This window comes from Virgibacillus pantothenticus, assembly GCF_018075365.1.
Taxonomy (GTDB): Bacteria; Bacillota; Bacilli; order Bacillales; family Amphibacillaceae; genus Virgibacillus; species Virgibacillus pantothenticus.
Genome location: NZ_CP073011.1, coordinates 4,058,015 through 4,072,740 on the forward strand (window position 1 = coordinate 4,058,015; position 14,726 = coordinate 4,072,740).

The 14,726-nt window shown below is 37.7% G+C and carries 13 protein-coding genes; 4 read left to right on the forward strand and 9 right to left on the reverse strand.

What is annotated here, in order from left to right; translation table 11 throughout:
* Positions 1–445: 445 nt before the first annotated feature.
* Together bla and KBP50_RS18925 are read left to right on the forward strand one after the other, a co-directional pair.
* Positions 446–1,384: a class A beta-lactamase gene (gene bla / locus KBP50_RS18920; RefSeq protein ID WP_236691380.1), complete on the forward strand. Its 939-nt coding sequence runs from the start codon at positions 446–448 to the stop codon at positions 1,382–1,384.
* Positions 1,385–1,682: 298 nt separating this feature from the next.
* On the forward strand, positions 1,683–2,303 hold the full coding sequence (locus KBP50_RS18925; RefSeq protein ID WP_232231359.1) for an HAD family hydrolase: 621 nt from the start codon (positions 1,683–1,685) through the stop codon (positions 2,301–2,303).
* A gap of 573 nt (positions 2,304–2,876) precedes the next feature.
* Here KBP50_RS18925 and KBP50_RS18930 read toward each other — a convergent pair.
* The 3 genes from KBP50_RS18930 to cshA all read right to left on the reverse strand — a co-directional run bounded on the left by KBP50_RS18930 (position 2,877) and on the right by cshA (position 7,319).
* A complete protein-coding gene (locus KBP50_RS18930; protein ID WP_050351125.1) occupies positions 2,877–4,313 on the reverse strand; it encodes a PH domain-containing protein in 1,437 nt (478 codons plus the stop codon).
* Positions 4,306–4,785: a PH domain-containing protein gene (locus tag KBP50_RS18935; RefSeq protein ID WP_050351124.1), complete on the reverse strand. Its 480-nt coding sequence runs from the start codon at positions 4,783–4,785 to the stop codon at positions 4,306–4,308. Before KBP50_RS18935 ends, KBP50_RS18930 begins: the two co-directional genes overlap by 8 nt.
* 1,070 nt (positions 4,786–5,855) lie before the next feature.
* Positions 5,856–7,319 carry a degradosome RNA helicase CshA gene (gene cshA / locus KBP50_RS18940; protein WP_050351123.1) on the reverse strand — a complete coding sequence of 488 codons (1,464 nt, stop codon included), beginning with the start codon at positions 7,317–7,319 and terminating at the stop codon, positions 5,856–5,858.
* 603 nt (positions 7,320–7,922) lie between these two features.
* Here cshA and KBP50_RS18945 point away from each other — a divergent pair.
* The gene (locus KBP50_RS18945) at positions 7,923–8,837 is read left to right on the forward strand and encodes a DMT family transporter (protein WP_050351122.1); all 915 of its coding nucleotides are present in this window, start codon (positions 7,923–7,925) and stop codon (positions 8,835–8,837) included.
* 30 nt (positions 8,838–8,867) lie between these two features.
* Positions 8,868–9,728: a DegV family protein gene (locus tag KBP50_RS18950; protein ID WP_050351121.1), complete on the forward strand. Its 861-nt coding sequence runs from the start codon at positions 8,868–8,870 to the stop codon at positions 9,726–9,728.
* 106 nt (positions 9,729–9,834) lie between these two features.
* On the opposite strand, the gene KBP50_RS18955 is transcribed toward KBP50_RS18950, so the two are convergent.
* The 6 genes from KBP50_RS18955 to KBP50_RS18980 all read right to left on the reverse strand — a co-directional run bounded on the left by KBP50_RS18955 (position 9,835) and on the right by KBP50_RS18980 (position 14,693).
* Positions 9,835–10,548, reverse strand: coding sequence for an alpha/beta hydrolase (locus KBP50_RS18955; protein WP_050351120.1), 714 nt, complete (start codon positions 10,546–10,548; stop codon positions 9,835–9,837).
* A gap of 477 nt (positions 10,549–11,025) precedes the next feature.
* A complete protein-coding gene (locus KBP50_RS18960) occupies positions 11,026–11,496 on the reverse strand; it encodes a hypothetical protein (protein WP_050351119.1) in 471 nt (156 codons plus the stop codon).
* A gap of 47 nt (positions 11,497–11,543) precedes the next feature.
* Positions 11,544–11,861, reverse strand: coding sequence for a glutaredoxin domain-containing protein (locus tag KBP50_RS18965; RefSeq protein ID WP_076362078.1), 318 nt, complete (start codon positions 11,859–11,861; stop codon positions 11,544–11,546).
* A 272-nt stretch (positions 11,862–12,133) separates the two neighbouring features.
* Positions 12,134–12,592, reverse strand: a complete 459-nt coding sequence (locus KBP50_RS18970) for a MarR family winged helix-turn-helix transcriptional regulator (RefSeq protein ID WP_050351118.1) — start codon at positions 12,590–12,592, stop codon at positions 12,134–12,136.
* Complete coding sequence (locus KBP50_RS18975; protein WP_050351117.1) at positions 12,589–14,001, reverse strand: hypothetical protein; 1,413 nt, start codon at positions 13,999–14,001, stop codon at positions 12,589–12,591. Before KBP50_RS18975 ends, KBP50_RS18970 begins: the two co-directional genes overlap by 4 nt.
* The gene (locus tag KBP50_RS18980) at positions 14,001–14,693 is read right to left on the reverse strand and encodes an ABC transporter ATP-binding protein (protein ID WP_050351116.1); all 693 of its coding nucleotides are present in this window, start codon (positions 14,691–14,693) and stop codon (positions 14,001–14,003) included. The genes KBP50_RS18975 and KBP50_RS18980 overlap by 1 nt, the downstream gene beginning before the upstream one ends.
* Positions 14,694–14,726 lie beyond the last annotated feature (33 nt).

The window sequence follows — 14,726 nt, forward strand, 5'->3', positions numbered from 1 at the left end:
TGCCGCCCTGACGTTGGCATACCTCTGTTTTAGTGGCATGATTCCTTTATCTCCGTGGATTTGTTCCATTCGGTTGCTAAACGGACGCCCCGCGCCTTTGTTCCACTATAGGAAAGTCAAGATTTTTTGGTTTATAGTATAAGAAAAACAAAGGCTTCCGCCATAAAACTTGGCGACAAGCCAAGTTTTTCTAATGTTTGCACCGCCTCCTGTGATTAACATTCTGCCTGCCTCGAACGAACGAGAATTTAGGTGACGTTATCTACCACTTATACTTCTATGTATCTTTTCCACTCTTGGCGTGGTAGTCTTACAGCACCTTATATACAGGATAAATGATGAGCTGCCATTTTATTTGACAGTGAGGACTACATATGTAATATTAGATTACATATGTAGTCACTTATTGGTATTTGCAAAAAAGTAATAAATCTCATTTTGCAATATGACTATAAAAGTTAAAAACGGAAAGGTTTTGATAAAAATGCTACATCATACGAAAATTATTGGAGCTTTATTTTTTATTTTTCTTGCGCTTGTTGGTTGTGCAAAAATGGAGTCGAAACCAGCTAATAATGTATATAGCGGAGAGTCAACACCATCGATTGAAAAAGAGGCTTTCCGTCTATTAGAGAAAGAATATGATGCAAAACTTGGTATATATGCTATGGATACTGGTACTGGGAAGACTGTATCTTATCGGGCAGAAAATCGGTTTGCTTATGCTTCCACTCATAAAGTACTTGCTGTGGGTGTACTGCTGCAAAAGATGAATGTAAACCAATTAGAAGAAACTGTTTTAATCAAAGAAGACGATCTTGTAAACTATAATCCAATTACTGAAAAACATGTGAATAAACTGATGACATGGAAGGAACTTAGTGATGCTTCCATGCGTTATAGTGATAATACTGCCGCTAATTACATACTGAAACGGATCGGTAGACCTGCAGGTTTTAAACAAGCACTTCGCGACATTGGGGACGATGTGACAAAACCGGAAAGAATTGAGCCTGAATTAAATAAGGTAAAACCTGGAGAAACAAGGGACACAAGCACACCGAAAGCACTCGCAACAAGCCTTCAAACTTTCACAATGGGAGACGTACTAACGAAGCAAAAACAGGATCTATTAGTAAATTGGCTTAAACGAAATACAACAGGAGACAATTTAATTCGAGCAGGAGTACCGGAAGGGTGGGAAGTTGGTGATAAATCAGGGGCTGCATCCTATGGAACACGTAATGACATAGCTATTATTTGGCCACCAAATGAAGATCCGATTATTCTTGCTGTTCTTTCTAGCCGGGATGAAGAAGATGCTGAAGGGAATGATGAACTTATTGCAAAAGCTACCGAGGAAGTAATGCGTATTATCAAGTGATCATTATTTTTTAATTTAGAGAAAGCGTATTGTTCGTACGTACCTATCCATGTGCTTGCGGACTAAATCGTAATTGAGATTATAACTCTGCACGGAACATCAAAAAAGAAGCACATGCTTATTAGCGACTGCCAATGTAAACTCTTGGGATAATAGGATTAGCTTAGTACTATTAAAAAGTGGTAATTACCCAAGAAGCCCCACTTTAAGAAGCCGTAAGAAGTAAGTGGTGAGTACTTCACTGTTGACCTGAAATGCATTTCATCCTCTACACTACAATTAATCATAATTAGAGGGGATGAAAAAATTGTATTCGACTTTTATATTTGATTTAGATGGCACGATTATTGACTCGGAAAGAATTGGACTTGAAGCATTACAAGCCGCCTTATATGAAAACGGGATTAACAAAACAATAGATGAGCTTCGTTTTTCTGTAGGTATCCCAGGCTTACGTACGCTTGAAATACTAAATATTGCTGATATTCCTACGACGTTAGAAACTTGGTTGGAAAAACAAAAGCCTTTCATGAGTGACGTGCCATTATTTAACGGTGTAATAGATACTATTTCTCAATTACCTAAAACAGCGATTGTTACTTCACAAAACCAAAAAGAAATGCAAGCTGGATTTTATCAATTAGATATTGCCCATCATTTTCAAGCTGTCGTGTGCGCAGACGATACAGAAAAGCATAAACCTAATCCTGATCCATTAAATTTGGCACTGCAATTATTAGCTTGCGAAAAAGAGAATGCCATTTACATTGGTGATTCCATTTATGATATGCACTGTGCAGCAGCGGCAGGAGTAGATTTTGGGCTAGCTGCTTGGGGAGTCGCATCAACCGCTAATTATACATCGGCACGTTATATTTTCGAAACTCCCTTTGATATATTACCGTTAGCAAGTAGATAATGTAAAAAGAGGTTGAAACATAAGAAAATACTATATAGCACAAGCCGAACAATTATAAATGGATTGTCCGGCTTGTTTGTATGAAAAAAACTCCTAACATCGCTATGTCAAAGTGCTTCGCTTTCCGCAGGTCTCCTTAGCTTCCACAGAAAAGAAAACATCGCTTTCTTTCGGGATCTTCAGCTCGTACTGTACCCGCAGGAGTCTACACATTTTAACTACGCTAAAAACTTGCGTATATACACAATGGATGGTTGATGTTCGTTTTTATAATCAGCTGTTTTAGCTTTGCTTCTGTCTCTTTTAACCTATTGGAATACTTTTAACTTCAGTTTCATTTGTAAGCTTTTTAGTTACCATTTATTTCTGTTTTTCCTGATAAAGTGAATCTTCAATCAGCAGGGTTTTCATTCACCCCTGACTGATTCTTAGTACCGTAATGGCATGACCTAAAGACCGCTTACGAAATAGAGCGTTTAGGTGCTGTTATCTCCTACTTAGTCTTGTTGCAGTACAGAATTATCCAACTTCTGAAGTAGGAGTCTTAGAGCACTTATATACGCGATCCCTTTCCTACTCTGCGCGTTTCCAGTGTGAATACCAATCAGCTATTTTATCAGCATCGACTTCTTCCAACTCTTTTAACCGGTAATGTGTTCCTGTACTATTCGTACCAAGTATAGACACTTCAATCGTTGCTAAATTTTGTTTTCGATGCAAGACATGCTGCTTTTTCTCCATTGCTTGAATTCGCTTATGAAAAACAATCATTTTTATTTTACTCACTTTTCGATACTGCAGCAGCATTCGGTGCTTATCAAGCTGAAACCCAGTATCTCGATAACTCAAATAGCCTATAAATAGACCAAAGAACAGCAGAACCACTATCGCCCACATAAAACTAGGAAAGAAAATAAATACGGGAACACTAATTAAACTTACAGGGATGAATGCTCGAAGCAAATAGTACGTTAAGGCTCTTCTTGGGACCGTATTCCATTTCTCACTCAGCTGAGCATGAGATGGCAGTATGGTTGCTAAAAAATCTTCTACTTCCTCTTTTTTCAGCATTGGAAATAAAGTAGAGGAAAATTCATTTGATTCCTCTACACTACCAGCTGCAACTTCTGCGAACACCGTAGCATAGCCAAAAGGTTGACGAATAATGCTTTCTTTAATACCTATCCCCTGAATTCGATTTAAAGGAATTGTTGTTTGTTTTTTTTCTAACAGACCACGAGTGATAAATAATTCATTTTCATGTCTTTCAATTCTAAAGTTCCAATACTTAATCATCGTTCCAGCAATCCCTAATACCCACAATAATAATAAGACAATAATAATAACAATAATTAAAAACGCTATACTTAGCTCAACTATCCACTCTACCATATTGTCATAATAACGGTTCGGTATAAATTGTTCCATTTCCGAGACTAAAAAGGTAATTAGTCCTGCTAATACACCAATACTTCCTGACGTTGTTCCTGCAAAAAACAGTCGCTTTTTGGATATTTGATAACTAGGAACGGTTCGTTGTTGTTCAGCCGCTTCTTCGGCTTCTGCATCTGCAAGAGTATTCTGATATCCTTGTAACTCTCTCCGCAAAGCTTCTGCTTCCGATAACTTTATTGCTGTTAATGTTCCCTCAGCACCGGACCCCGCTGTTTCAACTTGCACCTTAGCCAATTTAAACAGCTGATGCAATAGGTTTGCAGATATATCAATCGACTGAATACGACTTTTGGAAATATACCTTTTCTTGCGGATAAATATTCCCGATTCAATCCGTAATTCTTCACTTGTTACCTCATAAGTAAATCGTAGCCAAGAGAGCGTGCTAAAAATCGCAAATAATAATGCAACTACGATAAGACCAATTATTACATAAAAGAAATACGCCTTAGGAGTAGCAATAATCGCTGCAATAAACGGTAAAATGGTTTCTCTAAGTGATCGAATGACCTGAAAAAAAATAACTATTGGATGCATTCGTTTTGGTTTAGACATCTTCTTCATCCACCCTTGCAAGCTCGGAAATACGGTCTCGTAATAAAGAGGCATCTGCTTCATTTAATGCAGGAATTTCATGTGTTGTTGCCGCAGTCGATATGGTTACAGTTGCTAAATCATACCGTTTTAAGAGTGGTCCCTGCTTCGTATCAACATGCTGCACACGCACCATAGGGATAAGCGTCCTTGACATGATTAAAATACCGTATTGGATATAGATTTCCTGTTCAAATAATTCATATCTCCATCGCCGCCAACGAAGCTTTGGAAGGATAAATATAAAGACATACGCTAAAATAACCGAAATGACTATAGCTGCAATACTATACCAAAGAGGCCATTCAAAAATAATGCTAATGATGAACGCCCCGATCGCAAGTAAACACAATATGCCATTATAAATGGCTGCCGTTATTTTCCATACTTTTATCGCATCTTTGTCAATTTCCTGCTTTGGAGGTTGTCGCATCGAATCTCCCCTTTCTATCACATTTACTTTGACTGTCAATTTTTATAAGCTGACAATCCTGCCTATTTATACGTTATCTCATACAAAAAAGTTTCTAAAACTAGATCTTTTTCCCTGATTTTTAACTCGATGTAAATTTATCCCGAATGTAAGGTGCTTAACTGAGTTAGGAAGCAATACACATCAGTATAAGGAATATGACGGTACCAAAAATTAACCTTGCAAACTAACGTTCAATCCTTAAGAGATAGATAAATGATGTTTTACTTTATAAAATATAGGATTACCGCAAATGAAGCGATTGTTTTGCATCCAAATTTGCGTGCATACAAGCTTCATGAAATAAAGTGAACCTTCAATCAGTGGGGGCATTCTTCGCCCACTAATTGTTAGCAGCCCAAGGGTATGACCTAAAAGCCTCTTACGAAACAGAACATTTAGGTGCTGTTATCCCCCACTTCACTTAGACTTGTTAGTACACAGATTATTCAACTCCTGAAGTGGGAGTCTTACAGCACCTTATATACGGGATAAATACGTACGGCTTTGTTTAACGCCATACATACTGCCCCTAAAGAACGCCAGCCAGCTTTCCACAACAAATACGTTAGACAAGCTACTATCCATACCATATGTAAAATAGATATTGTTTTTGGATATTAGAAAAACTTGGCTTGTCGCCAAGTCTTATGGCGGAAGCCTTTGTTTTTCTTATACTATAAACCAAAAAATCTTATACTTTCCTATAGTGGAACAAAGGCGCAGGGCGCCCGTTTAGCAACGTAGCGAATGGAACAAATCCACGGAGATAAAGGAATCATGCCACTAAAACTGGGGTATGCCGACGTATGGGCGGCAAGCCCGTTTTAAGTCGGCCTTCCTCTTAGAGACGGACCGATGATGACTTATCGTAGGGCTCATTTCTAAAGGCGCATCGTTGCTGGGCTCATGCGCCAGACGTGGCTAGTCGGTTATTTCGTTATCTACAAGCACCTAATTTTATCGTTTCCTATACAACAAAAAAAGCTCCTTATATCCTTATATAAAGAAGCTTTTTTCACTTTCAGCTATTAATTATCACGGTTTCTACGTTTTTGGAAATTGCCCTTTCGATTACGACCGCTTTGCCCTCCGCGATTGTTCTGGCCACGTTTTCCATAAAAACGTTTATTATTCGAACGGCGATTGTCTTTTACATTATTCGCTTTTTTCACGCTAACTGGCGCAACAGAAGAAATTTTTACAGGCGTATCCTTCCGTTCTTTCGTCAATAGCTTCAGAGCAGCAGAAATAACAGAAACCGAATCATGATCTTCCAATAATTGATTTGCCGCTTGGTGATAAGCATTTAAATCTTTTGATTCGATCGTTTCCATAATTTTGCTGATCGTCACTTGCTGTTGCCCTTTTCGCGCATCACGATTTGTAGGTGGTGTTAATCGTTTCATCTTACTTTTCGTGACTTTTTCAATTAATTGTAAATGAGCCAATTCCCTTGGGGTTATAAAGGAGATTGCTTCCCCTGTACGACCAGCACGTCCTGTTCTTCCGATCCGATGCACATAGCTTTCCGGATCCTGTGGGATGTCAAAATTATACACATGTGTAACTCCGGAAATATCCAACCCTCTCGCTGCAACATCTGTTGCAACTAGTACATCCACTCGGCCATTTTTAAACTTATTCAATACCGACATCCGTTTTCCTTGCGTTAAATCACCATGAATTCCTTCTGCTCGATAACCTCTAGCTTGTAAGCCTTCTGTGATTTCATCTACACGCTTTTTAGTACGGCTAAAAACGATTGCTAAATCCGGAGAATGAATATCCAAATGGTTATTTAACGTATCAAATTTAAATTTCTCTGGTATTTCAATAAAATATTGATCAATATTTTCAACCGTCATTTCCTTTGCTTTAATCTTAATCTCTTTCGGATTGTTCATTAAATTAGTGGCAATATCACGAATTTCCTTAGGCATCGTTGCTGAGAATAACAGCGTCTGTCTCTCTTCTGGAATCGCCTTAAGAATCTCGCGGATATCATCGATGAAGCCCATATTTAACATTTCATCCGCTTCGTCTAAAACGGTTGTCTGAATATGATTCGTGCGAATTGTTTTCCTGCGCATATGGTCTAATAACCTTCCTGGTGTCGCTACAACAATTTGCGGACCATCTTTCAATGAACGAATTTGTCGTTCCATATGCTGTCCGCCATAAACCGCAAATGCACGAACCTTTTTTATTTTCCCAAGTCGATTTAATTCTTCAGCTACTTGGATCGCTAACTCCCTCGTTGGAGCAACAACGAGACCTTGAATTTTACGTGCTTTTGGATCTAGCTTTTCAATCATTGGAATACCAAAAGCAGCCGTTTTTCCTGTTCCTGTTTGTGCTTGTCCAATTACATCATTGCCTTCTAAGGCAACTGGAATGGTCTCGGCTTGAATCGGCGTTGCTTCTTCAAACCCCATTCTTTCTAATGCTTTCATAATTGGATTGGAGATACCCAGTTCTTTAAATGTTGTCACCTATTCCTCTACTCCTTTAATGTTAAAAATTTTATTGTAAGAGGCCTTGGTCGCTTCTATATACTTTAGTCCTGCTCATAATTATAGTCACAGATTATTAACGGAAATATAAGAGGAGTGTTCAAAAAGTCTCGTCGATGTGACACACCGTGTGATCTTCAGCTTATTTTAGCGGTTCAAAAATCAATCACGTACTTACGTTCTTCTATTGCACCGTCTATGATTTGGCGTGCTTGTTGGGGACTACAGCATTAGGTTATGCACTTAACCAATTTTCATCCGTCTCCTGCTCTTTAAACACCACTATATTTTTTCAATTCACATTTTTTATAGTTTGTCCAAAAATCATTAAAAACATTAGCTGTTTTCCCATGTTTTTTGAACACACATCCCACTATAGAATGTGTTTCTATCCCACCTAAAGTACAAAAAGGCTTCACCGAAATGGTAAGAGGCCTCACGTGATCTCATGCAAAGAATATCATAACATATTTTTACCAAGGATACTAATTAGATAAATGATTTTTTATCCATACCATGATAAAATATATGGGATGTACACAACGAAATAATCAAACTTAAAATGAAGTAAGGAGGGTTTGAATGCGACTTCCTCCATTTAACCCATACATCGCCGTAGGAATTGGTGTTATTTCTGTTTCTACTTCAGCAGTATTTGTTAAATTAGCGGATCAAGCACCAGCTGCAATGATCGCAAATTACCGTCTTTTATTTGCTGTACTTCTGATGGTTCCAATAATACTGGCAAAATACCGCCATGAAATAAAAAAAATTGATCAAAAAGATTGGATATTATCCATTCTCGCAGGGATATTTTTAGCTTTTCATTTTATATTATGGTTTGAATCATTGAATTACACATCGGTAGCAAGCTCTGTAGTCTTGGTAACGCTCCAACCAATTTTCGCTTTCCTAGGAACATATATTTTCTTTAAGGAACGCTTTTCTTATGGAGCAATTATTAGTATGCTGATTGCTTTAATTGGTAGTGTGATCATTAGTTGGGGAGATTTTCAAATAAGCGGCATGGCCCTGTTCGGAGATATTTTAGCATTACTCGGGGCAATAACCGTAACAGGTTATTTCCTACTCGGTCAACGAGTGCGCCGGAACCTCTCTTTAATGACCTATACATTCGTCGTGTATGGCGTAAGCTCCATCACATTGATCCTATATAACTTAATCATTGGGAATTCTTTTGTTGGCTATCCGGCTGATCATTGGTGGATTTTTATTGCATTGGCGATTATCCCAACTTTTTTTGGTCACACATTATTTAATTGGGCTTTAAAATGGTTAAGTACTTCTACCATCTCGATGGGGATTGTTTTTGAGCCATTAGGCGCTTCATTTTTAGCATACATTATTTTACATGAGACTGTTACCGCTTCCCAGCTGCTGGGAGGGACCATTGTATTATTTGGATTATTTTTGTTTGTATTAAGCACCAATCGTAAAACTACTTTAACAATTTCCAAAAAGAAGCAGCATGATTAAAACAGAGAAGATGGAGGGAAGGGTGAACTTATGAACATTCAACTTATGACGGATGGTGGAGCGGATATTCCTGAACGTTTAAGGAAGAAGGCTGATATCATTCAAGTACCACTTTATTTACATTTTAGCGATGGTCAATATAAAAGTGGCGTGGATTTAGATTTACCATCCTTTTATAAAAAAATTGCTGAAACAAATGAACTGCCAAGATCATCGGCACCAAGTCCGCATGATTTTTACTCGGCTTACAAACAAATTGATAAAGAAGTTCCAATCCTAATGCTCAGTTTAACGAAAGGGTTAAGCAGCACCTATGAGAACGCAGTTGCCGGCATGCAATTGCTTTTAGATGAAGAGCCAAAGCGTACTATTGCTGTCATCAATACAAAAACTGCTTCCTGTGGAATTGCTCTTTTGCTACATGAAGCTATCTCAAAAATAGAAGCAAACTATACCTTTACACAATTAGTGAATCACCTTGAGGGAAGAGCGGAGCAAACGGCAACTTTATTCGTTTTAAAAACGTTGGAAAACCTTATTCAAGGTGGACGACTGGATAAAGTGAAGGGGAAAATTGCCAAAACATTAAACATTAAACTGCTCATGCGAGCAAGTAGAGATGGAGCAATCGAAGTTACCGAAAAAGTAAGAGGTGACAAAAAATCCATCCGGCGCTTTATCGACCAAATCGGTGAACTTACAAAGAACGTAGAAGATAAAGTAATCTCTTTATCACATTGTAATGCAGAAGAACGTGCTAAAAAGGTGCTCAGTGAAATACGTGAGAAATATCCTTTTAAGGATGCGCTGATTATGGACACTGGTCCTTTAATCTCTACGTATGGTGGAGAAGGTGCACTCGTTATTTCTTTTTTTAAGCATTCTAAGTAATCCGTTGAGCATATGAGCTGAATATGAGCCAAGCCTTTATCTAGAGTTGTTTCTGCTATATCAAAGAAAGCAAAAGAGTCTGGTACGCCTCATTTGTCCAGACTCTTTATTTATATGTCAATGTATCCACTTTTGGTCTATCCAGAAAAGCATGTACAATTTGATTTAGTGCATCCTTGTCCTCTCCTAAACAGATTAAATGTTTAGACCGTTCAAAAAATACAACTTCTTTCTGTTCAGATGTAATTTCTTTATTTAAATAATACGCTGTTTTATATGGCACCATTCCATCTTGCTGACCTTGGGCAATTAATACAGGAGAATGGATTTTATTTAAATATCTCCTTGTAAATCGTACTAACTTAAGAAATTCAATGTTTGCTCGAAAAGGGACTGTACCAAACTTTCTTTTATAATGTCTGAACAATTTGTTTTCTCCTAATTTTCCTTTGACAGCATCTGTAATAAATCCACCTATGTCTATTCCAATCTGCTTAAACGATAAGTATTTACCAGAGGTTGCTAAAAGCACAAGCTTCTCTACCTGGTACTTGGCAGCCAAATATGCCGCGATCATACCTCCCATTGAAAAACCAATGAGGTAGACAGTCTCATACCTTTCTTTCAACTGCAGCAGTGTCTGTTCTGCAGCCTCCAGCCATTCGTCGTGAGAAACATGTTGCAAATTTAATTTCCGACCATGTCCAGGCAAAGTCGGGACAGTTATACGCCAATCTGTGTGGTCTTTTAAGTAATCTGCCAACGGTTCTACTTCATAAGGTCCTCCCGTATATCCATGAATAATTAAACAGGCTACCATCTCATTTCTCCTTTCTATCCACTCTTTGTTTTCCCGATTCTTACAGAAAAAATGCCATACTTATTATGGAAATTTTTCTTGAACATTAGAAAAACTTGGCTTGTCGCCAAGTCTTATGGCGGAAGCCTTTGTTTTTCTTATACTATAAACCAAAAAAATCTTATACTTTCCTATAGTGGAACAAAGGCGCAGGGCGCCCGTTTAGCAACGTAGTGAATGGAACGAATCAACTAAAGATTTAGGAATCATGCCACTAAAAACAGGGGTATGCCGACGATGGGCGGCAAGCCCGTTTTTAGTCGGCCTTCCTCTTAGCGACGAACTGATATGACTTATCGTAGGGCGCATTTCTAAAGTCGCATCGTTGCTGGGCTCATGCGCCAGACGTGGCTATTCGGTTATTTCATTATCCACAAGCACCTCATTTTATAGGTTCCTATACAATAAAAAAGCCGACGATAACGTCCATCAGCTTTTTCATCTAAATGCTTTAATGAATGAGCCAAATTGTTTAACAATAGGGGAAACTTGATGATACGTATTAGCCAATTGTCCGACTGTTGACAACATCTTATCCAAGTCAAATGATTGCCCAGGTCCAGCTGGTTGATTCGCTTGCATATTTAAATTTTGCTCCATATATGGCTGTGCGGTTTGCGCATTAAAGCCCTGTTGCATATTTGGATGTGCGGCTTGCTTGTTAAAGCCCTGTTCCATATTTGGATGTGGGGTCTGCGCATTAAAGCCCTGTTGCTGCATATTGGAAGATTGAACATTGGTTCCAGGCCAACTCGTTGGCTGTTCCGGCTTTGCAAAAATTTGGTAAGGAGATTGATAATAGAAAAAGTTATTGGGTTGAAAATTCCCCTGTACTCCCATTTGCGTTACATCTAGATGGTTAGGACGATCATAATTTGCCGTATAATCAAAATAAGGTCGATGATACATGGAATCTCACACCTTCTGCACCTTTTTTTACAGCTTATGCTACTTTTCTAAAACCTGTGATTGTTATCGCTTTTGTGTTCATAGCCATCAAACAATGAACTGTAATAAGTCATAGATTTATCAGCTAAACCAAGATAATATTTTAATTTATTTTTTTGAAAGCCGAGAATTGGCTCTTTTTCACCCTCCACAAATATAGCTGGTGTACCATATATCCCTAAGTTTTGTAGTTCTTTCATATTTGCACGTTGTTCATTGACATTTTTGGTTTGATACGTAATATGCCATTCTTGTAAAAATTGTATTACATTTTCACATTCTTTACTATTATTGCTTATATAAACAAGCACCTTAGGTTCTTTCATTGTAAAAACCCCTTTCAGGACTTTTAACTTCACACTCCTATATTCCCCTCTACAAACATGTCCAAACAAAAATATGCCAAATTCATGACAAAAAGAATACAGTCTGTCATGATTTTGACATATTCTACTTTTCTTGATAGGTACATTTAAAAAGACCGCAAATACTGCCCTCTTACAGGTTCATTTTCCATTCCGCCTTTTTTGACTAGGGTTACAAGCTGCATAGGAAAAGCACCCAATAGAGAATAGGTTCCATTATAAAATATTTTCATTCATTTCACCTGATTTGCTGTACCGAGTTTCCGCAACAAATCAATTGCAATTTGTTTTTCAACCTCATCTAATCCACTTGTAATCTCTTCAATTCGCGACCAATGACCAGGGAAAATATGCTCTAATAACTTCTCCCCTTTTTCCGTAATTTCCGCGAAAGTAACCCGACGATCATTCTGATTCGGTATACGTGTAATATAACGTCTATTTTCTAACTTGTTTACAACATACGTAATACTTCCACTTGTTAATAATATTTTTTCACCTATCGCTTTTAATGGATGAGGCCCTTTATGATAAAGCAGCTCCATAACTGCAAAATCCGTTAAATTCAATCCTCGTTGCTGAATGTCATCCTCCACTTGTTCCATTAAACTTCGATAAGCTTTCGATAATACAACAAATAATTTAAGCGAGCTATTGTTTTGTTTTTCCTTTAACGAACGATCTTTTGTCAAGTTACCCTCTCCTTATCATAAAAAGATGACGTTTTGCTATTTCGTCTATACAAAATAAACCAAAGCACGAGTGAACTTATCGTTAGAAAAGGATAGATCCCACTAAGAGCTAAACATATAATAGCGATCGTTCCCATTGTCTCTTCCAGTTGTAAAGAAACCTTTTTTCTTGTCATCCACTGTATTGTCTTCATCATCTTTATTTCTCTTATCAAACGATAAGCCGTCCAAAACAACAAAATATGGAGCGGTATCCACCAGCTTGGATGCATAAAATAAAAAATGATGACAGGGACAAATAAAAGCAACATACCTATCCGTGTAAATTTTAAAAAATGACTAGTATAATTTTTCAACGACCAAGGTAATATTTCAATCATATCATTGCTAAAACGATCTGCATAAAAACTAGCTGTAAGCGATGTATAAACATATACCATAATAGCTGCACCAACAGAAAATAACCATTCAGGCATAAATAGAAGGACTGTAACTAGTATAAGTAATGTTCCAAGCGACTGAAAAATCAACGCATGTTGCTTCACAAAATACAACTTCCATATCCGATCATATATCTGCGCATTTGTTGTAAATGGCTTTTTATTCTGCTTGCTATTTTGAAACATAGCATACCTTTTCGGACGCTTGAACTTTGTTTTCGAGGCGAAACCCATTAATGGCATACGCCAAATGGTGTAGTCATTAATTTCCGTTACTTTAGACCAATTGATTTGGGAAAACAAATGCGGAAGAAGAAACAAGTTCACTAGTCCAATACAACCAACAATAAGTGCTGCTATTAATCTAGCTTCCTGTACAAGGCTAAAGAGACCGATCCCAGCTACAGCTAAGAAAAACACACCTATTTTTACAATGAAGCGTTGTTGAAATAGCTTCCACTGTGGAATAGCCATGATAATATCAAAAAGGATGAAGACAGCTACAAAGGTAAATACAAGTTGCGAGCGAAATGGTGTTAACAGAACTGCGATAGCTCCGATTAAGCTATAAATAAGCAGCTTCTTCAGCCATCTTTCCATTAACGTCAATAACCAAATATTCCCTCTCCTGTATGGCAGAAAGGCTAATTTATACTCAGCGGTAGAATATAAGACGCCTGGTTCTCGAAATGAGTTAAATATATAACGAACCGGTAAAGCAACAGCCAAGAAACCTAGAACTTCTTCTGCATGCTGTTCTAAAAAAACAAAATAATTACCATACAACTTCATTGTATCACTAAAAATAAATATACTTGCAAACGTATAAGCGAGTAAAAGCCCAAGATAAATAGAGGTTGTTTTATCAAAAATCAATTGGGAAGCCATCTTATTTAATTTCCGCTTCTTTTTAAAGCGATTGACTCGTATGAAAAAGTAACTCTTTAACAAGGATGGGCGACGTATCATTATTTCGTTCTCCTATCAATCGTAACAAATTGATCAATCGGCCCTTGGCTATGTATTTTCCCTTGTTGCAGCATAATATAGTTATCTGCCATTCCCTTCATACGGTCGAGCTGATGTGTCGTGACAAGAACCGTCGTCCCGCTAGCTACTTTTTCTTTCATTAATTGTTCAAAATAATCAATTGCGTAAATATCAAGGCCCATGAAGGGTTCATCAATAAGTAATAACGGAGTGTCAGGAAGTAATGCACAAATGGTTTGTACTTTTTGCCTCATTCCTTTTGACAACGATTCGGGATATTCATCCAGCTTATCTGTCAATTCAAATCCTTTTACCATCCGTTCAATCCGTTGATTTAATTCGTTTGTAGCCAGTTCATAACTCATCCCATAGAGCTGGAAATGTTGCATCACAGTTAATTCTGTCAGCAGCATCGGTTCTTCCGGCAAATAAGAGAGCAAGAGTTTAAATGTTAGAATATCCTCATCTTGATGGAACATTTCATTAATAATAATTTTCCCTTGTTCCTTTTGAATCATGCCAACGATCGCTTTCAATAACGTTGACTTTCCTGCACCATTATGCCCCACCAATGCAGTTATTGTTCCCTCGTCTAGCGTAAATGAGGCGTGGTCAATCAGCACATTCTGATCCAACTCTACCGAAAGTTCAACAACTTCTAACGTTTTCAACAGAAATCCTCCCTTTACAGCACTTCCTTATTT

Excerpts from the sequence above, each read along its gene's own strand:
- bla (WP_236691380.1), top strand. The coding sequence starts at position 446 with ATGACTATAAAAGTTAAAAACGGAAAGGTTTTGATAAAAATGCTACAT.
- KBP50_RS18925 (WP_232231359.1), top strand. The coding sequence starts at position 1,683 with ATGAAAAAATTGTATTCGACTTTTATATTTGATTTAGATGGCACGATT.
- KBP50_RS18930 (WP_050351125.1), bottom strand. The coding sequence starts at position 4,313 with ATGTCTAAACCAAAACGAATGCATCCAATAGTTATTTTTTTTCAGGTC.
- KBP50_RS18935 (WP_050351124.1), bottom strand. The coding sequence starts at position 4,785 with ATGCGACAACCTCCAAAGCAGGAAATTGACAAAGATGCGATAAAAGTA.
- KBP50_RS18945 (WP_050351122.1), top strand. The coding sequence starts at position 7,923 with ATGCGACTTCCTCCATTTAACCCATACATCGCCGTAGGAATTGGTGTT.
- KBP50_RS18950 (WP_050351121.1), top strand. The coding sequence starts at position 8,868 with ATGAACATTCAACTTATGACGGATGGTGGAGCGGATATTCCTGAACGT.
- KBP50_RS18955 (WP_050351120.1), bottom strand. The coding sequence starts at position 10,548 with ATGGTAGCCTGTTTAATTATTCATGGATATACGGGAGGACCTTATGAA.
- KBP50_RS18960 (WP_050351119.1), bottom strand. The coding sequence starts at position 11,496 with ATGTATCATCGACCTTATTTTGATTATACGGCAAATTATGATCGTCCT.
- KBP50_RS18965 (WP_076362078.1), bottom strand. The coding sequence starts at position 11,861 with ATGAAAGAACCTAAGGTGCTTGTTTATATAAGCAATAATAGTAAAGAA.
- KBP50_RS18975 (WP_050351117.1), bottom strand. The coding sequence starts at position 14,001 with ATGATACGTCGCCCATCCTTGTTAAAGAGTTACTTTTTCATACGAGTC.